This is a genomic window from Streptomyces canus (assembly GCF_041435015.1).
In the GTDB taxonomy this organism is placed as follows: Bacteria; Actinomycetota; Actinomycetes; order Streptomycetales; family Streptomycetaceae; genus Streptomyces; species Streptomyces canus_G.
Genome location: NZ_CP107989.1, coordinates 1,570,673 through 1,590,694, shown reverse-complemented (window position 1 = coordinate 1,590,694; position 20,022 = coordinate 1,570,673). Strand labels below are relative to the sequence as shown.

The following is a 20,022-nucleotide window of genomic DNA, read 5'->3' as shown; positions in this document are numbered from 1 at the left end:
GATCGACCGCCCGTCAAGTGACCGTCGAAAGGCAAGAGCCCCCGGCATGGCGTACACAGCTCAAGAGCAACAAACCGCGTCCCTGGCAGATCTGTCGTTCGAGGCTTTCGGTGTGATGACGGCTCGGCGCGGGGCCGAGCAGGTGCCTCTCGGTCCCCCACGGCACCGGGCCGTGCTGGGACTGCTGCTGATCCGGCTGGGCCAGGTGGTGCCCGCCGATCAACTCGTCGACGAACTGTGGGGCGACAGCCTCCCCAGACGCCCGCAGGCCACCCTGCAGACGTACCTGTCCCACCTGCGGCGGGTGCTGACGGGGCGGCACGGGCCGATCGCCCCGCTGCGCTACCAGGCACCCGGGTACGTCCTGACGGTGGAGCCGGGCACGTTCGACCTGTCCCGGTTCGAGAGCCTCGTCTCCCAGGGGCAGCGCCATGTGGCCGACAGCCGGCTCCAGGACGCCCGCGACGTGTTCGACAAGGCGCTGCGATTATGGCGGGCCGACCCCTTCCTGGACCTCGCGGCCTACACCCCGCTCGCGGAGGAGGCCGCCCGCCTGAGCCTCCTGCGGACCACCGCCGCCGCGGCCCACGCCGACACGCTCCTCGCGCTCGGCGAGGCCGGTGACGCCGTCGCGCTGCTGCGCCGCGAGGTGTCCCTCCAGCCCACCGACGAACGCCTGGTCGGCAGCCTCATGACGGGCCTGTACCGCCTGGGCCGGCAGGCCGAGGCGCTCCAGCTGTACGACCGGACGCGCGCCTACCTCTCCGAGGAACTCGGGGTCGCCCCGGCCCGCGAGCTCCAGCGCGTCCACCTCGCCCTGCTGCGCCACGAACTCGACGACCAGACGCCTGCCCCGGCCGCCGTCGAGGTACGCGTCCGGCCCGGCACCGTGGCCGAGCGGGAGGCGGAGGGGCCCGCGCCGGCGGACGGTCCGGCGGCCGTCCCCGAGGCCGGACAGCGGGGTACGGCACCGGCGGCCTGGTCCGCCTTCCCCTGCCGCGACGACGCCCTCGACGCTCTGCGGTCGTCCATCACCGGCGCCCTTCGCGGCAGCGGGCACACCACCGCCGTCGTCGGCGAGGCGGGCGTCGGCAAGACCGAACTGGTGGCGCGGGCCACGGATCAGGCGCAGCCGCCGCACCCGCAGGCGGAGGTGATCCGCGTCAACTGCCGCGGCAGCGAGGGGATGCCCGCCGGCTGGGTGTGGCAGCAGGTGCTGCGCCGGCTCGAAATCCTGTACGGAGTGTCCTTCGACGACCTGCGCAAGCAGAGCGCCGAACGGCATCCGGTGACAACGCTGTCGGGACCCCCCTCGGACGAGATGGACTTCCTCGCCCAGGACGTGCTGTGCGAGGCGATCCTCCAGTGCGCCGACGACAGCCCGCTCCTGCTCGTCCTCGAAGACGTGCACCGGGCGGACCGGCTCACGCTCGACGTGCTGGGACTGTTCAGCAGCCGCACACAGGGGCGGCCCGTCAGCGTGGTGATCACGGTCCGCGAACCCGGTCTCGGGGCCGGGCCCGAGAGCGACGGCCCGCTCGTCGACCTCCTGGCCGACTCACGCACCAAGGTCGTGCACCTGGACAACCTCACCGAGGACTACGTCCGGGCCGCGGTCACGGCCCAGGCCGGGCCCGGCGTCGACGCGTCCGTCGTACGGGCGCTGTACGAGCGCAGCGCCGGCAACCCCTACCTCCTCGACCAGTTGCTCGCCGACGCCGGCGGGGCGCGGCGCCTGCGCGACCCCCGTGCCGCCGACGTCGTCCGCGCCGGGATCCCGACGGGCATCCGCAGCATGCTGCGCCGGCGGTTCGCCGAGCTGCCCCCGCGCGTCCTGCACCTCCTCCAGTGCTGCGCCGTGCTCGGCGGCGAGGCGGCGCTGGCCTCGCTGACCGCCATGCTGGACGACGGCGGGGGCGGCCACGACGTCCTGGAAGAGGTCCTGGGGACCGGGCTCATGCGCAGCGACCCCGACGACCCGCACCGGCTCGTCTTCCGCTACGGCCTCATCCGCGATGTCCTCCTGGCGGAGCTGCGCTGCCAGGAGCGGGCGGCCCTGCACGCGCGCGCCGTCGGCGTCCTCGGCGCCCGCCACGGCGGCTCCCCCGAGGTGAGCGAGCAAATGGCCGAGCACGCCTGGCAGGCCGTGCTGGCCCTGCCGGCCGAGGACGTGCTGCCGCACCTCAGGCGCGCCGGCGAACAGGCCATCGGCGACGGCGACTACCGGCGCGCGCAGACCTGGTTCGAGCACGCGCACACCTTGCTCTGCGCCTCGCCCCGGGACGGTGACGCGGCGTCCGAGCAGACGCTGGACCTGCGCACCACGATCCTCTACACGGCGAGCATCACCCGCGGTTACGGCGACCGGCAGGTGGAGGCCGAGGCCGGGCGCATCCGGAAGCTGTCCGCCGCCACGGCGGGCCGGACCACCGAGGAGGGCGCCATGCTGCTGCAGCAGTTCACGGCCGAACTGGTCACCGGCCGGCACGCCGAGGGCGCCCGGCACGTGGAGCAGCTGCGCGCCCTCGCCGAGCGGTCCGGCGCCCCGGAGATCCGGTTCTACGAGCGGTTCGCGCGCGGGCTGCTCCAGCTGCCCAGCGAGACCGCCGACGCGCTCACCTCCCTGACCGAGGCGGAGCGAATGGCCGAGAAGCTGACCCCCGAACAGCGTGAGGTCATGATCCGCCGCTCCCAGCACGACCCCCGGTTCCTGGCCACGAACCATCGCGTCCTCACCCTGTGGCTGCTCGGCGCCACCGACGAGGCGCGGGCGCTGTGCGAGGAACTGCTCGTGGCCACCGGCCGGGACGGCACGCCGGTCGACCATGCGAGCGCGTACTACTTCCACTCCCTGATAGCGGCCCTGGGCGAGGACCCCCACGGGGCGGCGGCCTCCAGCGGCCGGGGCCTGGACATCGCCCGCGCCCACGGGCTGAGCCACTGGACCGCCATGCTCCAGGTGTGCCGGAGCTGGGCGCTCCAGCAGACCGGCGAGGCCGGCGCGCTCGACAGCCTGGAGTCGGCGGTCGCCGAGCTGCGCGAGCGGCGGCTGCTCATCCGGCTGCCGCTCCACCTGGGCCTGCTGGCCCACGCCCAGCACAGCAGCGGGGCGGTCGAGGACGCCAGGCGGACGCTGCGGTCATCGGCCGCGGAGGTCAGGTCACGCGGGGAGTTCGCCTATGTGAGCCGCACTCTGCCGTTCACCCGGCTGTGTCCCCTGACGTCCGTTTCGTAGCGGCCGGGTCGTCGGCTCCCTCGCCTCTCAGCCGGGCGCGGGCCTGTCCGGCCTCGGGGTGGCCGAGTCCGTCGAGGATCCGCACCGCCTCCCGCCACAGGGGCAGGGCGGCGGCGCGGTTTCCCCGGGCCTCGTGGGTGTCTCCCATGTGCAGGAGGGTGTCGGCCTCCAGGTAGCGGTCGTTCATCTGCTGGTAGAGCTTCAGGGCGCGCTCGTAACAGCGGAGGGCTTCCTCGTGGTGGCCCAGGTGGTGGTGGGCGTAGCCGAGGCTGTCCCAGGCCGCGGCCTCGCCGGTGGTGTCGCCGCTCCCCTGGTGCAGGGCCACCGCCTGGGCGCACACGGCCACGGCCTGCTGGTGGGCGCCGTTCAGGATGTGGGTCCAACCCGTCTCGTTGAGGACGAGCGCCTGTCCGGTGAGGTTGCCGATCGCCCGGTACAGGTCGTGGGCCTGCGCGTAGTGGCGCAGGGCCGCGTCGTGGTCGTCGCGGCAGTTGGCCAGGAAGGCCAGCGACCGGTGCGTGCGGGCCTGGCCGCCCTGATCGCCGAGTCCGGTGAACAGGGCCATCGCTTCCTGGAGTTCGGTTTGGGCCCGGTCGTCCTGGGCGAGGCGCCCGTACGCGAATCCCAGGGCCCGGCGGGCCTTCGCCTCGCGGCGCCGGTCCTGGAGCGCGAGGGCGGCGTCCACGGCGATGGACTGGATGTCGATCTGGTCCTGCCAGCGGCCCCTGCGGTCCAGGTACAGCTCCAGGGTCTGGGCCAGCAGCCAGGCGCGGTCCGGGTAGCCCGTGCTCCCGGCCCGCTCCACGGTGGCCAGCAGCACGGGCAGTTCCCGCTCCAGCCAGGCAGCGGCCGAGGCCGGGCCGGTGAGGGGCTCCAGTTCGACGCCCGGTTCGGCGGGGGCGTCGGGGGCGGCGTCGATGCGGTCGGGGGTCAGCGCGGTCGTGGCGGCGTGGGCGCCGTGGGCGTAGTGGTCGAGCAGCCGCCGTACGGCTGCTGCGCGCGTGTCGGCGTCGTCGTGGTCCTGGAGCTGCTCGGACGCGTAGATCTTGAGCATGTCGTGGAAGACGAAACGATTCGGCAGCGGCCGGATCAGCAGGTGGGCGTCGGCGAGCCTGGCCAGCAGCGTCGTGGTCCGGCGCGGCGGCAGCGCGGCAAGGCTCGCCGCGGCGGAGGCGGACAGGTCGGGTCCGGGGTGCAGGGACAGCAGCCGCAGGAGCCTGGCCGCCTCGGGGCCGAGGCCGTCGAGGGACCAGGAGAAGACGGTGCGCAGGTCGGTGTAGGGGTCGTCGTCGGCGAAGGCGTCGAGGCTGTCGTGGTCGGCCCGGAGTTCGGCGGCGATGGAGGCGAGGGAGAAGCCGGGCAGGGTGGCCGCGCGCGCCGCGATGACCGCGAGGGCGAGGGGCAGGCGGTGGCAGAACTCCAGGATCGTGTCGACGGCCTCGGGTTCGGCGGCGGTGCGGTCCTGGCCCAGGTGGCGCGCGAGGACCTCACGGGACTCCGCCTCGCTGAGCGGGCCGAGGATCAGGGGGGCGGCTCCGTGGGTGGCGACGAGGCCGCGCAGCTGGGTGCGGCTGGTGATGACGACGAGGCAGGTGCAGCTGCCCGGCAGCAGGGGGCGTACGTGCTGCGAGTCGCGCGCGTTGTCGAGGACGATCAAAACCCGGCGGTCCGCGAGGATGCTCCGGTAGAGGGCCATCTGGGAGTCGAGGTCGGCGGGCAGGTGGCGGGCGGAGACGCCGAGGGCGATGAGGAACGAGCGCAGGGCCTCGGCGGCTGTGACGCAGGGTCCGCTCGCGTCGAAGCCGCGGAGGTTGACGTAGAGCTGGCCGTCGGGGAACCGGGGCGCGAGGCGGTGGGCGAGGTGCACGGCGAGGGTCGTCTTGCCCACGCCGGCCATTCCCTCGATGGTGTTGATCACCGCCGAACTGGTCGCGGAGGCTTCGTCGAGCCCGTCGAGGGCGTTGGTGATCCGGGCCAGTTCGTCCCGGCGGCCGACGAAGGTGCGCAGGTCCAGCGGGAGTTGGGTGGGACGGACCGCAGCCGGCGCGTTCGGCGGCGCGGGGTTCTCCGCCGGCGGGGCTTCCCGGCGCCCCTCCTTCGGTGTCGCGGCCTGTTCCGAGCTGCGCAGTAGGCTCGCGTGGGCGAGGCGGAGCTCGCGGCCCGGCTCGATGCCGAGCTCGTTCTGCAGCCGCAGGCTCATCTCCTGGAACAGGCCGAACGCCTCCGCCTGACGCCCCGTCCGGGCGAGCGCCTGGATCAGCCGGGCGTGCACCGCCTCGTCCAGCGGGTACTGCGCGATCGCCCGGTGCAGCAGGGGCAGGACCGGGGCGGGTGTGCCCAGCGCCAGCATCAGGTCGGCGCCCTCGCGCAGGGCCGCCAGGTGTTCGCTGTCGACGGCGGAGAACAGGGGGTGCACCCTGATGTCCGGGGAGACTCCCTGCGCTGCTTCTCCGCGCCAGAGGGAGAGGGCCTGGGTGTAGAGCTCGGCGGCGGCGCTCACCTCTCCGTCGTCGGCGGCGTCGCGGGCGCGGGCGCGAAGTTCACGGAAGCGCAGCAGGTCGAGGGTGGTGGCGTCGGCGTCGATGCCGTACCCCCCGGCGCGGCGCACCAGCACGGCGCCCGGGGCGCGGGGCGGGAGGTCGGGCTCCAGCAGTTTCCGCAAGGAGCCGATGTGGCGGTGGACGACGTTCACGGCGCTGTTCGGAGGGTCACCGTGCCACAGGACGTCGACGATCTGGCTCAGGCCGACGGTCTCTCCGGCGTGCAGCAGGAGCAACGCCAGTAAGGCGCGCTGCTTCGGTGGCCCGAGGGATAACTCGGCGCCTCTCCGCCACACTTTGACCGACCCCAGGACCGCGAACCGCACGTGATGATCCTGGTCTTCTCTCATCTTCACTGGTCCCGGTAGGAGGATCTCGAACGCTCCAACCCTAGTTCGTGATCTTCCTCGCCGTGCGGCCCGTCAACGAGGGTGGCTGGTCCGGGACGGGTGGTCGTAGCGCCGTTCGTTGTAACTGAGCATGTCGAGGAGGCCCCGGGCGGTGAGTCGCTGCCGGTTCCTGGCCAGATCGCGCGCCCGGGGAATCGGCACCCCTGCGGGGTCGGCCCAGGTGAGCCGGCCACGGTCGTCGATACGGGCCCGGCAGCGGTTCGCGTTGTCCTGGTGCAGGCAGAACGGGATGTCGAGGTGCCCGAGGGCGAAGGCGCGGACGAGCGCCTTTCCGACATCGCTGCCGAGGGTCAGCGTGTGCGTGATGATCGCCTGGGCCTCCTCGTAGATCCCGGAGTCCGGAATTCCGGCCGGTTCGGCCACCGCCTCCCGCTCGGCCGCCCTCGCGGCGCGTTCCAGGGCGTCGACGTTCTCCGTGATCGACGGGATTCTGCTGGCCTCCACCGCGGTCTTGACGATCAGCCGCTCGGTCCCGGATCTGGCGGCGAGCCTCGCACTCGCTTCGAGCAGCCCGTACGCCCCCTTTCGGCTGCGGGGATAAACGCCCATGTAGGTGTACAGGACGGCGTGCCAGTCGGTGTCTCCGAGCCATTCCTTCGCCAGGGCGCGCAGGGCGTGGATCGCCTCGATGTCCTGTTGCTGATTCGTCTGCTGGGCGTAGCTGACGGAAATGTCCCGCAGTCCGTGTTCGCGGAAGAACAAGCCTTCCAGAATGCTCAGGGAGATCAGCAGGCTCGGCGGGCACAACTGTCCCAGCATGCAGCCGCCGAAACTCTCCAGATGCACCGGTTCGCTGATTCCCGCGAGCATCTCGCAGCATTCCGCCCAGGCGTCGACGGCTTGTGCCAGAGGGACGCGGCTGTACGGCAGACAGTAGGAGACAGGGCCGCCTTCGGTGGCGTCGGCGCCGGCCGCCACCAGTCCCTCGAACAACTCGCGGGGCAACGCCGAGCCGTGCCTCACCTGCACCGGGAAGTCGTCGCCCGCGATCCCGGCGAGCACCTCGCGGGTCACCGCCGCGCCGTGGGCCACCAGCGGGAACCCGTTGAGGTCCGCGCCCTTCTCCAGAGCGAGAAGGGCCGAGGCGTGATCGTTCACCCGTGTGTAGCTGTCGACGGTGATGGTGCCCACCGTGGCCGCGTCGACGTCCCGGACCGCATCGAGTCCCGCGCGCATCTGCTCGACCGTGCCGAACCCCATGCGCGGCTGGACGACCAGTTTCCCTTCGCTCGACGCCCGCCGGACGAACCGGGTGAAGCGTCCGGGTCCGGTAGGAGGTGCCATCAGGTACTCCGGATTTCCGTAGAGGCGACGTGTTTCGGCGCGGGCGTGCCCAGTCCGAGGCAGCCGAGGAACCGGTCGAGATCGGCGTCCGCCTCGAACACCGCGTCGAAGCCGTTCGCGACCAGTTCCGCCCGGGACCCCGCGTGCCGGGAACCGTGGATGCCGAGCTTTCCCCCGATGACGACTTTCATGGAGGCGAGCCCCGAATGCCCGCGAATCTTTCTGATCAGCCGTAGGCCGTCGATATGGCCGTGCCCGTTGACCGTGCTGATGACCAAGGCGTCCGGACGGATTCTGAGGCATTCGGACATGACCAGTTCGTCCGGAGTGCACGCGCCGAGGTTGACCACCTGTCCGCCGTTCTCCTCAAGCAATAACTGGAGAAAAACGAGGTTCCACATGTGGGAATCCGACGAAACACTGGTCACGACGAATGTCCTTCCGTTTCCACGGGAAACAGAATTCACGGGCGGTTCATCTCGGCCGCTGCCAGGAACGCGTCATTGTCCTCAGCGGTTCCTGTCGTCACGCGCACGCCGTCACCCGGATAGGGCCGTACGTCGACTCCGGCCGACGCGCACGCGGCGGCGAACTCCTGGGCACGAGCGCCGAGCGGCAGCCAGAGGAAGTTCGCCTGCGAGGGCGGCACGTCGAATCCCAGGGCGAGCAGCGCGGCGCGGACGCGGTCCCGTTCGGCGGCCGTGTCCTGGACGCGGCCGAGGAGCTCCTTCTCCGCCGCCAGCGACGCGACGGCGGCGGCCTGGGCGACGTCGCTGACGCTCAACGGCATCACCATGCGCTGGACGCGGGAGATCAGGCCGGGCTCCGCGAGCAGGTAGCCGACGCGCAGGCCGGCGAGGCCGTACGCCTTGGAGAAGGTGCGGGCGACGAGCAGGTTCGGCCACGAGGTGAGCAGCCGGGCACCGAGGCCGGGGTCCCGCGCGTATTCGCAGTACGCCTCGTCGAGCACGACCAGGCACGTGCGCGGGACGGCGTCGAGGAACCGCAGGAGGTCGGCCTCGCCCGACGCGGTGCCGGTGGGGTTGTTGGGGTTGCAGAGCAGCACCAGGCGGGTGTGCTCGTCGACCGCCGCGGCCAGGGCGTCGAGGTCGTGCCCGTCCTCGGCCAGCGGGACGCGTACCGTGCGGAATCCGGCGAGGTCCGCGAGCACCTCGTAGCCGTCGAAGGACGGCCACGAGTAGGCGACGGCTGCTTCCGGTTCGGCGGTCACCGTGAGCAGCGCCTGGAGGAGCGTGATCGATCCGGCGCCCACCGCGACGCGGTCCGGGGAGAGGTCGTAGTGCCGGGCGAGTGCGGCGCGCAGCTCTCCGCAGGCCGGGTCCGGGTACCGGTTGGCCTCGGTGGCGGCGCGGGTGATCGCGTCCAGCACGGACTCGGGGGGCTGAAACGGGGTTTCGTTGCGGGCGAGTTGGTGGGCGGGGGCGGGGCGGTCGGGGTGGAAGCCGTCCTCGCCGCCGAGCAGCCGGGCGAGTCCGGCGTCCTGGGGAGCTCCCCCTCCGGTGCGCTTCTCCAGGAACTCGGCGATGTCCGCCAGTGTCTTGAGGCCGAACAGGTCCTCGTCGGCGATGGTGACGCCGAGGCGCTGGCTGAGCGCCAGGGAGAGTTCGAAGGTGGCGAGGGAGTCCAGGCCCGCGTCCTCGCGGCTCGCGTCCGGGGACACCTGGTCGGCCTCCACCTCCAGCTCCTCGATCATGATCGTCTTCAGCAGTTCGTACACGGGTCCTCCGGTCCGATCGCCGGGCCGCTACGCGTCGGCCGGCTTCCTTCGGGGCGTCTTCCAGCGCTCGGGCACCGCGTTGGTCCGGTGCTCCCAGACGACGTTGTCGTCCCACCACTCCTCGATCCGCCGCAGCTCCGCCCCGGTGTCCGGCTCGGTGAGCCGGAAGACCATCTCGGCGACGGGCCGGCCGAGTCCGGGGGAGCTGCCGTAGAGGCGTCCGACGTCGCCGCAGGGCCGGTAGCTCACCGTCCCCGGCAGCGGGCACGTGTCGGGCAGCGCGCGCAGGACTCCCTTGGCCGGCGGGAACCAGACGAAGCCGAGCCGTTCGCCGGTCGGGCGGATCTCGACCTGGTCACCGCGTCCGGCCTGGCCGAGCAGGCTCGCGCCGTAGAAGTTCATCCCCAGCACGGTTTCGTGGACGTCGGTGACGAGGGCCGCGCCCGCCCGGCAGGCGATCTCGCAGACGACCACGCGGTCGTCGGCGGTGTGGAACAGTTCGAGGTGGAAGGCGCACAGGTCGGGTACGGCGGGCAGCGCGGCCACGACCTGCCGCGCGGTGCTGCGCAGCCGCTCGGACAGGGGGTGCTCGTCGGGCATCATCCCCGTCATGGTCGGGGCGTCGTAGGCGACCGAGAACCAGTCGGAGTACAGGTTGCGGGAGGGCACCGCCAGCACCACCTCGCCGTCCTTCATGAGGCCGTTGACGTGGTAGAAGTCGCCCTCGACCCAGGCTTCGGCCAGCCGGGGGGTTCCGGTGGCACGCTCCGGGAGGGCGCGCAGGTCCTCTTCGTCCATCAGGACCACGGTGCCGTTCGACGCGCCGGAGTCGAGTTCCTTGACGACGACCGGGAAGCCGACCTTCCACGTGAACTCGGCGAGTTCGTCGTTGGACCGGAACTTGCGCATGGGGGCGACGTCGATGCCCGCAGCCGCCAGGGTCGACTTCATGACGTGCTTGTCCCGGTACGCCGTGGCCGAGGCGAGGCTCTGGCCGGGCAGGCCGAGTTCGGCCCGCATGCGCGCCGCGCGCAGCACCTCGCGCTCGCCGAGCGACAGGATCCGGCGTACGCCGAACCGCCGGGCGAGGTTCACGAGTTCGTCGTCCGGCAGCTCCCAGAGGTTGGGCACCACCTCCAGGTGGAGGAAGCGCTGTGCGTACGCGGCTATTTCGGCGGAGGGGATGTCCGCTCTCGTGGTCACCACGACCAGCTCCCGCGCGGCGTCAGGGAACCACTCGTGCAGGCGCGAGACGATCTCCTTGGTGTTCAGCAGGAGAAACGGCCCCTGTTCGGCCTTCATGTGCATCCTTCGATCAGTCGTCGTGTCACGGTCTTCCAGGCCGGTCGGGGAAGCCGGCCGCGCACGCGTCAGGCGTCCGTGCCGAAGTAGCGGTCCCCGAAGTCCCCGATGCCGGGCAGCATCCACGCGTCCTCGGTCAGCCGCTCCTCGATGGCGGAGGTCACGATCCGCACCCGCGGGTACTGCTCGCAGACGGCGGTGATGCCCTCGGGGACGGTGATGAAGTTGACGAAGACGATGTTCTCCTCGGGCACGCCGAGGTCGGTCAGCACCCGCAGCGCCGCCAGCGCGGTCCCGCCGGTCGCCATGACCGGATCGAGGAGCAGGACGTGCCGCCGGGCGATGTCGGCGGGCAGGGCGGTGTAGTAGAGGCGGGCCTCTTTGGTCGTCTCGTCCCGCTGGATGAGGATCTTCCCGATCCTGATCCCCGGGCAGACGTCCCGCAGTTCGCCCTCCATGCTCTCCCCGGCGCGCACCACGGTGACCCCGCACAGCCCGGAGGCGAAGCGCAGCCCCTGGTAGGCGGCGCCGGTCGGGGTGCGGACCTCGTGCGGCTCGAAGGGGAGCAGGTCCATGCCCGCCTCGATCAGCAGGCGGATGATCCGGCGCGAGTAGCGGACGAAGTCCTCGCGGCGGGCGTCCCGGTCGCGGATCGCGGTGTGCAGGGCGCACAGTTGGTCGGTCTGGGGCAGCAGACGGACGTTGGTGCCGAGGTACTTGTCGATCGAGGGGGTGGTCGGCGCGGTCATGGGGCAGCTCTCCTCAGGCCCTCGGAACGAATTTCACGGGAAGCGAGTCGAACCCCCACAGCAGGTTCGAGCGCAGGCGGCGGACCTGGCCGGCGAGTTCGGCGACCTCGACCCGCGCCAGGAGTTCCTCGAACATCACCGTGAGTTCGAGCTTGGCGAGCGAGGAGCCGATGCAGTAGTGGTTGCCCTGGATGAAGCCCAGATGGCGGTTGGGTTCGCGCTCGATGTCGAAGCGGTCAGGGTCGTCGAAGACCTTCTCGTCGCGGTTGGCCGAGGGCAGCCACGCGACGACGTGGTCCCCGGCGCTGATCAGCTCGCCGCCGAACTCGACGTCCTCGGTCGCGGTGCGCAGCGCGTGCATGACGGGCGAGGTGTAGCGCACGATCTCCTGGATCGCCGAGGGCATGAGGGCGGGCTCGTCGCGCAGGCGGTGCCACTGGTCCGGGTTGTCGATGAGGGCGAGCAGTCCGCCGACAGTGGCGTGCCGGGTCGTCTCGTTGCCGCCGGAGACCAGGGCGTCGCAGTTGTAGAGGATCTCCTGGTCGGTCAGCGGGGCGCCGTCGATCTCGCCGCACACCAGGGCGCTCATGAGGTCGTCCTTCGGCTCCCGCCTGCGCTGCGCGGCGAGGTCCTGGAAGTGGAGCAGGATCTCGGTGTGGGCCTGGATCTTGCGCGCCTCCTCGGTCTCGTCGAGGGCGGTGGAGCTCCAGGCGAAGCGGGTGCGCTCGACCATGAAGTCCCAGTCGGCGGGCGCGACGCCGAGCATGTCGCAGATGACCGAGACCGGCAGTTTCTGGGCGACGCGCGTGAACTCGCACTCCCCTGCGGCCAGCGCCTCGTCGATGGCCTTGGCGGCCGTCCTGCGCATGGTGGCCTCCAGCCGGCTCACCATGCGCGGGGTGAACGCCGAGCTGACGACCTTGCGGATCTTGTCGTGCCGGGGCGGGTCGGTGATGTTGAGCATCTTGCCGGCCGCGGCGGCGAGGACCTGCGGGTCGGAGTCGAGGCGCATCCCGTTCTGGGAGCTGAACACGCGGGGGTCGGTCAGCATGTCCGTGCACAGGCCGTGGGTCATCACCGCCCAGAAGTGCTCCCCGTTGGCCCGCTCGTTGCGGTAGACGGGGTGTTCGGCGCGCAACCGCGACCAGACCGGTCCGGGGTCGGAGTCCCGATACAGGAGCGGGTCGGACACGTCAACGTTCATCAGCTCTCCCGGTGTCGATCGTGGTGGCGGGACGGAGGACCTCGCGCAGGGCGTGCAGGACGTCGTCCGGGTGTTCTCCCAGGTAGAAGTGGCCGCCGGGGAAGGTGCGGAGCGTGAAGCGGCCCCGGGTCGCGCCGGCCCAGGCGCCCGCGTCGCCGACGCCGACCGCCTCGTCCTGGCGGCCCACGAACGCGGTGACGTCGGTCCGCAGGGGCGGGCCGCCGGCGCGCGGGACGTAGGACTGGACGATGCGGTAGTCGCCGCGAACCGCCGGCAGGAAGGCCGAGCGCATGTCCGGGTCGTCCAGCAGGCCCGCGTTGCCGGAGCCCAGCTCCTTGAGGAGGGCCACGAGCCGGTCGTCGTCCAGGAGGTGGGCGCCTTCCTGTCCGGCGAAGGGGCGCACCCGGTGGGGGGCGCCGCACCCCGAGACCACGAGGTGGCGTACGGCGCCGCCCCGGCTGCCGGCCGTGAGGCGGCGCAGGACCTCGTAGCCGACGACCGCGCCCATGCTGTGCCCGAAGAAGACGGCGGGCCGGTCGAGGAGTCCGCGCAGCTCCTCGGTGACCTGGTCGGCGAGGGTGTGCAGGTCGGGCGGGAACTCCTCCCGGATCCGGTTCTCGCGGCCCGGGTACTGGACGGCCCACACCTCGGCCCCGGCGAGGTCCCGGCCGCCCCAGTCCCGGAAGTAGCTGGCCGCGCCCCCGGCGTGCGGGAAGCACACGAGCCGGGCCGGGGCCGAAGGCTCCGGCGGCCCGAAGGTGCGCAGCCAGGGGCTGTCGGGCCGCGCGGCGGCGATCTGTCGCGGTGCCACCGCCGGTCAGCTCCGCCCGGCGCGGTCCGCCGCGCTGTCGCCGGTCGCCCGGGTGACGGCTTCGGCGAGCCCGGCGATGGTCGGGGACTCGAACAGCACGCGGGCCGTCATGGCGACGTCGAACCGGGCGCGGATGCGGGCGATGAGGCTCGCGGCGAGCAGGGAGTGTCCGCCCACCTGGAAGAAGTCGGCGTCGACGCTGATGCCGCGGCGGCCGAGGATGTCGTCCCAGATGTCCGCCAGGACCGCTTCCACGGGGGTGCGCGGCGCGATGTGGACGGCCTCGCCGTCGTCGTCGGGTTCGAGGGCGAGCAGGGCGGCCCGGTCGATCTTTCCGTTGGGGGTCATGGGGAAGGCGTCCAGGACGTGGACGGCCGTCGGGATCATGTACCAGGGCAGCCGGCTCCGCAGGTGGGCGATCAGTTCGGCGGCCGGCGGTGCGGTCCGCTCGTCGGCGGTCACGAAGCACACGAGGGTGCTGTCGGGGCCGTCGCCGGTCACCTGGGCGACGCACGACCGGACGTCCCGGTGCTCGGCGAGCACGGTCTCGATCTCGCCGAGTTCGATGCGGTAGCCGCGCAGTTTCACCTGGTGGTCCCGGCGGCCGAGGAACTCCAGGCAGCCGTCGGCGTCCGCGCGCACCAGGTCCCCGGTGCGGTAGAGCCGGCTGCCGGGCACGCCGGAGAAGGGGTCGGGCAGGAACCGCTCGGCGGTGGTCTGCGGCGCGTTGAGGTAGCCGACGGCCACGCCCGCCCCGCCGATGAACAGCTCGCCCGGCGTTCCCGCCGGGACCGGCCGCAGGGCGTCGTCGAGGACGTACGTGCGGACGTTGTCGATGGGGCGGCCGATCGGGACGGAGCCGTACTCGCCGGCCTCCCAGTCGGCGCCCGGCTCGTGGACCGTCGTGGTGATGGTGCCCTCGGTGGGGCCGTAGACGTTGAACCAGCGGATGTCCTCGCCGACCCGTTTCTTCCAGGTCAGCAGCGCCTGGCGGGCCGCCTTCTCGCCGGCCACGATCATCGTGCGCAGCGCGGACTCCGTGGCCAGCCGCAGCAGACAGTCCTCCTCCGCGACCCAGCTGTGCCAGAAGGCCGTGGGCACGCTCAGGAAGGTCGTGCCGGTGTCGATGACCTGCTGGGTCAGGGCCCGGAACGTCTGGCGCAGGGGGTCGCTGCCGAGGACGAGGGCCGCGCCGTGCAGGAGCGGCGGGAAGATTTCCTCGGCGGCGGCGTCGAAGCTCAGCGGCCTGCACTGCAGGACGCGGTCGCCGGGGGCGAACGCGAAGTGCCGGTTCACGGCGGAGCTGTGGTTCGCCAGGGAGCGGTGCGTCACCAGGACGCCCTTGGGGCGGCCCGTGGAGCCGGAGGTGTGGATGACGTAGGCGGCGTCCGACGGCAGCGGGACGGGGCTGTCCGGCGCGGGCGCGGTGGGCAGGGCGTCGATGTCCTGCCGGTGCTGGTCGAGGCAGACGATCTCGCCGTCGTAGTCCGGGAAGAGCGGGCGAAGCGGCTCCTGGGTCAGGAGCAGGCGTGCGCCCGTGTCGGACAGGACGTACCGCAGCCGCTCGACCGGGTACTCGGGGTCGAGGGGCACGTAGGCGGCGCCGGTCTTCAGGACCCCGAGCAGGGCCGTGATCATCTGCGGCGACCGCTCGACGCACAGGCCCACGAACGCGCCTGGCCCGACGCCGCGCTGCCGCAGGTGTGCGGCCAACTTGCTGGAATCGTCATCGAGTTGACGGTACGTCAGATCCTGGTCCCGCCAGATCAGAGCCGGCGCCCCGGGGGTGCGCGCGGCCTGGGCGGCGAACAGGTCGTGGAGGCAGGCGCCCGCGTCCTTCCCGGCGTCCGGGAGTCTCGCGGGCCGGATGTCAGGCCAGTGGGCGCCGATGTACTCCAGGCACTCCCGGCGGCTCGCCGCCCGGTGCGCGACGCGCCAGCCCGGCGGTACGTCGAGGCCGCCGGCCCACAGAGCGTGCCGGTTCTCGCTGTTCACCAGGACCAGAGAGACACCGTTGTCGTCATGAATCGGGTTGACCACGGCTCGCAGTCCCCTTCGGATGCTAAAGGTGCGGCGTACGGACTGGCGTTGTAGCGGGGGAAGCCCCCGGGGGTGGTGCCCGCACAGCATGTCGCCGCGTCCCTGCAAGGACCTCGCCGCCTCGCTTGCCCCGCCCGCGGCGGCGACCGGTCAGCGCGACGGCGAGCCGTCGGCAAGGCCCCGGTTCCAGGCTGGGCCGCGTAGGGACCACCGCAGCCGGCCTCCGCGGGCGGTCCCAGGGCGGATCACGCCGCACCTTGACGGAAAGGCGACCGTACATGCAAGCAACTGGACGGCTGTCCGTATCGGTCCTCGGCGCCGGACTCATCGGTATGGACCTGGCGACCAAGATCATGCGCTCAGACTGTCTCGACCTGCGGCTCGTCGCGGGGCGGCACGACGCCGCCGAGCTGCGGCGGGCGGCCCGGCGCGGGCTGCCGGTGGCGACCGGGGGCATCCAGTCCCTCATCGACGCCGAGGAGGACTTCGACGTGGTGTTCGACGCCACCAACGCGTCGTTCCACGCCGAGCACGCGGAGAAGCTCGCGGCGTCCGGGGCGATGATCGTCGATCTGACGCCCAGCAGAGTCGGGCAGATGATCGTCCCGACCGTCAACCGGGAGGACATCGGCTCCCACCGCGACATCAGCATGGTGACCTGTGGCGGGCAGGCGTGCGTACCGATCCTGCACGCGATCGCGCGAGCGCACGAGATCGACTGCATCGAGGTCGTGACCACGGCCGCCACCCTGAGCGTGGGCCGTGCCTCGCGCCTGAACCTCGACGAGTACGTGCAGACCACGCAGGACGCGATCCGCTGGTTCACCGGCGTCGAGGACGTGAAGGCGCTCGTCAACATCAGCCCCGCCCGGCCCGCGGCCACCTTCCGGGTCGCCATGTACCTGCGGGGCCGGGACCTCACCACCGACTCGGTGCGCGCGCTGGTGACGAGAGCCGCTGACGAGATCCGTACGTACGTCAAGGGATTCGGCGTCAGCGTGTGCACCGTCAACGACTCCACGGCCTTCGTCTCCGTGGAGGTCACCGCGTCCGGCGACCGGCTGCCGCACTACGCCGGGAATCTCGACATCATCAATTCCGCCGCGATCCAGGCCGCCGAGTGTTACGCGGCGGACCGGCTCGCACTGGCAGGCAGGGAGACGGCATGAGCCAGGAAGCGGCCCGGGACGCCGCCGCGGGCAGGCCGGTCCAGATCCACGACCCGACGCTGCGCGACGGCCAGCACGCCGTGCGGCACAGCCTCGGCGCGGAGCAGTTCCGCGCCTATCTGAAGGCCGCGGACGCCGCGGCCGTCCCGGTCGTCGAGGTCGGCCACGGCAACGGGCTGGCCGCCTCGTCCCTCCAGGTCGGCCGGGCCCGGCTGAGCGACGACGAGATGATGTCGATCGCCCGGGAGACCCTGACGACCAGCAAGCTCGGGGTTCTCATGTTCCCGGGCTGGGCCACCACCCAGGACATCAAGAACGCCCTCGCGTACGAGGTCGACCTGGTGCGCATCGCGACGCACTGCACCGAGGCCAGCGTCGCCGAGCGCCACCTCGGCTTCCTGCGCGACGAGGGCGTGGAGGCGCACGGCATCCTCCTGATGACGCACATGGCGAGCCCCGACCAGCTCGCAGAGGAGTGCGCGCGCCTGGTCGGGTACGGCGCCACCGGCGTGGGCATCCTCGACTCCTCGGGGCACTTCCTGCCCTCGGACGTCACGGCCCGCATCGGGGCCATCTGCGCCGCCGTCGACGTGCCGGTGATGTTCCACGGGCACAACAACCTCGGGATGGCCGTGGCGAACTCGATCGCCGCCGCGGAGGCGGGGGCCGGCATCCTCGACGCGTGCGCGCGGGGCTTCGGCGCCGGCGCCGGCAACACCCAGCTCGAGGTCCTGGTGCCGGTGCTGGAGCGGCTGGGGTTCCGGACGGGCATCGACCTGTACCGGCTCCTGGACGCCGCGGACATCGCGGGGCGGGAGCTGATGCCGGCGCCGCCCACCATCGACTCCGTCTCCATCGTCAGCGGGCTGGCCGGGGTGTTCTCCGGGTTCAAGAAACCGGTGCTCGACATCGCAGCGCGGGAAGGGGTCGACCCGCGCGACGTCTTCTTCGAACTCGGCAGGCGTCAGGTGGTCGCGGGCCAGGAGGACCTGATCGTGGAGGTGGCGCTGGCCCTGCGCGCCGCCCGGGACGGGGAAAGCCCGGCGGGCCGTGGGACCGGCTCATGCTGACCGTGAACGAGAACTCCCGGTACTTCGTGCCGGCCCCCGCTGTGGGAAGCATCCTCGGGGAGGCCGAGGTGGCCGCGCTCGGCGAGCTCGTCCGCTCCGGCGAGAGCCTCTCGCAAGGGCGGTGGCGGGACGCGTTCGAGCAGGCGATGCGCGAGCACGTCGGCAGCCGGTACGCGATGACCGTCACCAGCGGAACCGTCGCCGTCGCGCTCGCCGTGCACCTGCTGGACCTCGTCCCCGGTGACGAGGTGATCGTGACCCCGCAGACCTTCAAGGCCACCGCCGACCCCTTGCTGGCGCACGACGTGACGGTCCGCTTCTGCGACGTGGAGCCGGACACCCTGAACGTGGACGTCGACTCGTTCGAGTCGCTGATCACCCCGCGGACCCGGGCCCTGATCCTGGTCCACTACGGCGGCCGGCCGGCCCGCATGGACGAGATCATGCGGGTGGCCCGCCGGCACGGCGTCCGGGTGATCGAGGACTGCGCGCACGCGCTGGGCGCCCTCTACCGCGGCCGGCGGCCGGGCGTGCTCGGCGACATCGGGTGCTTCAGCTTCCACTCCAGCAAGAACATCACGACGCTCGGCGAGGGCGGCATGCTCACCTTCGACGACCCCGAGTGGGCCGAGCGCGTCGACCGCATCCGGTCCAACGCCGCCGACGGGGTCCTCGTGCCGTCACCGCTGCTGGCCGGGCCGTACGACCGCTCGGAGCCCTGGATGATGTGGGCGGGGGACTCGTACGAGAAGGAGTGCCTGCGCATCCGCCATCCCGGGAGCAACGCCACACTCAGCGAGGCCGGGGCGGCCGTGGGGCTCGTCCAGCTGGAGCGTCTCGGGGAGCTGGCCGGGCGGCGGCGGTGGATCGCCGGGCGCCTGGCCCAGACGCTGGCGGAGTTCCCGCAGGTGCGGCTGGCCGACGTGCCCGAGGACATCCACCACCCCTACCACCTGTTCACCTTCTTGGTCCGGCCGGGGCAAGGGGTGAGCCGCGACGAGGTGATCCACGCCCTCGAAGACGCCGGGGTCCAGGTGCAGGTGCGCTATTTCCCCCTGCACCTGCGCCCCGAGTGGCGGGGCCGGGGCCACCGGCTCGGCGAGTGTCCGGTCACCGAGCGGCTCTGGTTCCACGAGCAGGTCAACCTGCCCTGCTACCCGTCGATGACCGACGGCCAGGTCGAGCACTTGGTGCTGGCCCTGAAGTCCGCGCTCACCGGACGGCGGGACACCGGCAAGGGCGGCACGTCGAGTTACGAGGAGGCCCGGACATGACGGAGTCCTATGACGTGGTGGTCGTGGGAGGCGGGCCCGTGGGCCTGGCCACCGCCTGGCAGGTCGCCGAGCGCGGCCACCGGGTGCTGGTCCTGGAGCGGCACATGTTCTTCAACGAGAGCGGGGGCACCAGCGGCGCCGAGCGGCACTGGCGGCTCCAGTACACCGAGGAGGACCTGTTCCGCCTGACGCTGGAGACCCTTCCGCTGTGGCGCGCGCTGGAGAGCCGCTGCGAGCGCCGCCTCATCCACGAGATCGGCAGCCTCTGGTTCGGGGACACCGACGTGGTCACCAACGAGGGCCAGATCTCGGGGACCGCCGCGATGATGGACAAGCTCTCGGTGCGCTACGAGTGGCTCAAGGCCACCGACATCGAGCGGCGGTTCGGGTTCCGCGGCCTGCCCCGGGACTACGAGGGGTTCCTCCAGCCCGACGGCGGGACGATCGACGTCAGGGGGACGCTGGCGGCGCTCTTCACCCTCGCCCAGGCGGCCGGCAGCACCCTGCGCGCCGGTGAGACGGTGACGGAACTCGTGCCGGACGCGGACGGGGTGAGCGTCACCACCGACCGGGGCACCTACCGGGCCGGCAAGGTGGTGCTGGCCTGCGGCCCCTACACCAACGACCTGCTGGAACCGCTGGGCGCGCGCCTCGCGTACTCGGTGTACGAGATGGCCATCGCGGCCTACCGGCAGGCCCGGCCGGTGGACGAGGCGCCGTTCTGGTTCGCCTTCCAGCAGCCGACGCGGGAGGACACCAACCTGTTCTACGGGTTCGGGCACAACCCGTGGGCGCCCGGGGAGTTCGTGCGCTGCGGGCCGATCTTCGAGGTGGACCCGCTCGACCACCCGTCGGCGGCCACCGGCGTCGCCGACCGGCGCCAGATGGACCGGCTCTCGGGCTGGCTGAGGGACCACCTGCCCACGGTCGACCCCGACCCGGTGCGGACCTCGACCTGCCTGGCCGTACTGCCCACGGACCCCGAACGGCAGTTCTTCCTCGGCACCGCGCGGGACCTGATGACGCACGGGGAGAAGCTCGTCGTCTACGGGGCGGGCTGGGCGTTCAAGTTCGTCCCGCTGTTCGGCCGGATCTGCGCCGACCTGGCCGTGGAGGACTCCACCGCGTACGACATCTCACGGCTCGCCCCGCAGTCGGCTCTCTGACGTGGCCGCGAGAAAGGAAGGTGACAGGGC

At 72.0% G+C, this 20,022-nt stretch carries 14 protein-coding genes; 5 read left to right on the top strand and 9 right to left on the bottom strand.

What is annotated here, in order from left to right; all coding sequences use genetic code 11:
• Window positions 1–46: 46 nt before the first annotated feature.
• Window positions 47–3,235, top strand: a complete 3,189-nt coding sequence (locus OG841_RS07405) for a BTAD domain-containing putative transcriptional regulator (RefSeq protein ID WP_328642176.1) — start codon at window positions 47–49, stop codon at window positions 3,233–3,235.
• Here OG841_RS07405 and OG841_RS07400 read toward each other — a convergent pair.
• The 9 genes from OG841_RS07400 to OG841_RS07360 all read right to left on the bottom strand — a co-directional run bounded on the left by OG841_RS07400 (window position 3,201) and on the right by OG841_RS07360 (window position 15,313).
• Window positions 3,201–6,125 carry an AfsR/SARP family transcriptional regulator gene (locus OG841_RS07400; RefSeq protein ID WP_328642177.1) on the bottom strand — a complete coding sequence of 975 codons (2,925 nt, stop codon included), beginning with the start codon at window positions 6,123–6,125 and terminating at the stop codon, window positions 3,201–3,203. The genes OG841_RS07405 and OG841_RS07400 overlap by 35 nt on opposite strands.
• 72 nt (window positions 6,126–6,197) lie before the next feature.
• Complete coding sequence (locus tag OG841_RS07395) at window positions 6,198–7,469, bottom strand: methylaspartate mutase (RefSeq protein ID WP_328642178.1); 1,272 nt, start codon at window positions 7,467–7,469, stop codon at window positions 6,198–6,200.
• Entirely contained in the window at window positions 7,469–7,897 is a 429-nt protein-coding gene (locus tag OG841_RS07390; protein WP_328642179.1) for a cobalamin B12-binding domain-containing protein, read from the bottom strand. The genes OG841_RS07395 and OG841_RS07390 overlap by 1 nt, the downstream gene beginning before the upstream one ends.
• Window positions 7,898–7,932: 35 nt before the next feature.
• Window positions 7,933–9,207, bottom strand: a complete 1,275-nt coding sequence (locus OG841_RS07385) for a histidinol-phosphate transaminase (RefSeq protein WP_371564117.1) — start codon at window positions 9,205–9,207, stop codon at window positions 7,933–7,935.
• A gap of 27 nt (window positions 9,208–9,234) precedes the next feature.
• The gene (locus tag OG841_RS07380; RefSeq protein WP_328642181.1) at window positions 9,235–10,509 is read right to left on the bottom strand and encodes an ATP-grasp domain-containing protein; all 1,275 of its coding nucleotides are present in this window, start codon (window positions 10,507–10,509) and stop codon (window positions 9,235–9,237) included.
• A 68-nt stretch (window positions 10,510–10,577) separates the two neighbouring features.
• Complete coding sequence (gene upp, locus OG841_RS07375; protein ID WP_328642182.1) at window positions 10,578–11,258, bottom strand: uracil phosphoribosyltransferase; 681 nt, start codon at window positions 11,256–11,258, stop codon at window positions 10,578–10,580.
• A 13-nt stretch (window positions 11,259–11,271) separates the two neighbouring features.
• Window positions 11,272–12,462 carry a cytochrome P450 gene (locus tag OG841_RS07370; protein ID WP_371564114.1) on the bottom strand — a complete coding sequence of 397 codons (1,191 nt, stop codon included), beginning with the start codon at window positions 12,460–12,462 and terminating at the stop codon, window positions 11,272–11,274.
• Entirely contained in the window at window positions 12,452–13,273 is an 822-nt protein-coding gene (locus OG841_RS07365; RefSeq protein WP_328642184.1) for a thioesterase II family protein, read from the bottom strand. The genes OG841_RS07370 and OG841_RS07365 overlap by 11 nt, the downstream gene beginning before the upstream one ends.
• Window positions 13,274–13,279: 6 nt before the next feature.
• Window positions 13,280–15,313: an amino acid adenylation domain-containing protein gene (locus tag OG841_RS07360; RefSeq protein ID WP_328642185.1), complete on the bottom strand. Its 2,034-nt coding sequence runs from the start codon at window positions 15,311–15,313 to the stop codon at window positions 13,280–13,282.
• 278 nt (window positions 15,314–15,591) lie between these two features.
• On the opposite strand from OG841_RS07360, the gene OG841_RS07355 reads away from it, so the two are divergent.
• Genes OG841_RS07355 through OG841_RS07340 form a run of 4 tightly spaced genes read left to right on the top strand, consistent with a single transcriptional unit; the run spans window position 15,592 to window position 19,992 of the window.
• On the top strand, window positions 15,592–16,482 hold the full coding sequence (locus tag OG841_RS07355) for an acetaldehyde dehydrogenase (acetylating) (protein ID WP_328642186.1): 891 nt from the start codon (window positions 15,592–15,594) through the stop codon (window positions 16,480–16,482).
• Entirely contained in the window at window positions 16,479–17,552 is a 1,074-nt protein-coding gene (gene dmpG / locus OG841_RS07350; RefSeq protein WP_328642187.1) for a 4-hydroxy-2-oxovalerate aldolase, read from the top strand. Before OG841_RS07355 ends, dmpG begins: the two co-directional genes overlap by 4 nt.
• Window positions 17,546–18,826 (top strand): DegT/DnrJ/EryC1/StrS aminotransferase family protein, encoded by a 1,281-nt coding sequence (locus tag OG841_RS07345; RefSeq protein WP_365119122.1) that lies wholly within the window; start codon window positions 17,546–17,548, stop codon window positions 18,824–18,826. Before dmpG ends, OG841_RS07345 begins: the two co-directional genes overlap by 7 nt.
• Window positions 18,823–19,992, top strand: coding sequence for an FAD-dependent oxidoreductase (locus OG841_RS07340; protein ID WP_328642189.1), 1,170 nt, complete (start codon window positions 18,823–18,825; stop codon window positions 19,990–19,992). Before OG841_RS07345 ends, OG841_RS07340 begins: the two co-directional genes overlap by 4 nt.
• The last annotated feature ends 30 nt before the right edge of the window (window positions 19,993–20,022 follow it).

Bases quoted from the DNA above. Each gene is read 5' to 3' on its own strand.
- OG841_RS07405 (WP_328642176.1), top strand. From the start codon at position 47: ATGGCGTACACAGCTCAAGAGCAACAAACCGCGTCCCTGGCAGATCTG.
- OG841_RS07400 (WP_328642177.1), bottom strand. From the start codon at position 6,125: ATGAGAGAAGACCAGGATCATCACGTGCGGTTCGCGGTCCTGGGGTCG.
- OG841_RS07395 (WP_328642178.1), bottom strand. From the start codon at position 7,469: ATGGCACCTCCTACCGGACCCGGACGCTTCACCCGGTTCGTCCGGCGG.
- OG841_RS07380 (WP_328642181.1), bottom strand. From the start codon at position 10,509: ATGAAGGCCGAACAGGGGCCGTTTCTCCTGCTGAACACCAAGGAGATC.
- upp (WP_328642182.1), bottom strand. From the start codon at position 11,258: ATGACCGCGCCGACCACCCCCTCGATCGACAAGTACCTCGGCACCAAC.
- OG841_RS07370 (WP_371564114.1), bottom strand. From the start codon at position 12,462: ATGAACGTTGACGTGTCCGACCCGCTCCTGTATCGGGACTCCGACCCC.
- OG841_RS07355 (WP_328642186.1), top strand. From the start codon at position 15,592: ATGCAAGCAACTGGACGGCTGTCCGTATCGGTCCTCGGCGCCGGACTC.
- dmpG (WP_328642187.1), top strand. From the start codon at position 16,479: ATGAGCCAGGAAGCGGCCCGGGACGCCGCCGCGGGCAGGCCGGTCCAG.
- OG841_RS07345 (WP_365119122.1), top strand. From the start codon at position 17,546: ATGCTGACCGTGAACGAGAACTCCCGGTACTTCGTGCCGGCCCCCGCT.
- OG841_RS07340 (WP_328642189.1), top strand. From the start codon at position 18,823: ATGACGGAGTCCTATGACGTGGTGGTCGTGGGAGGCGGGCCCGTGGGC.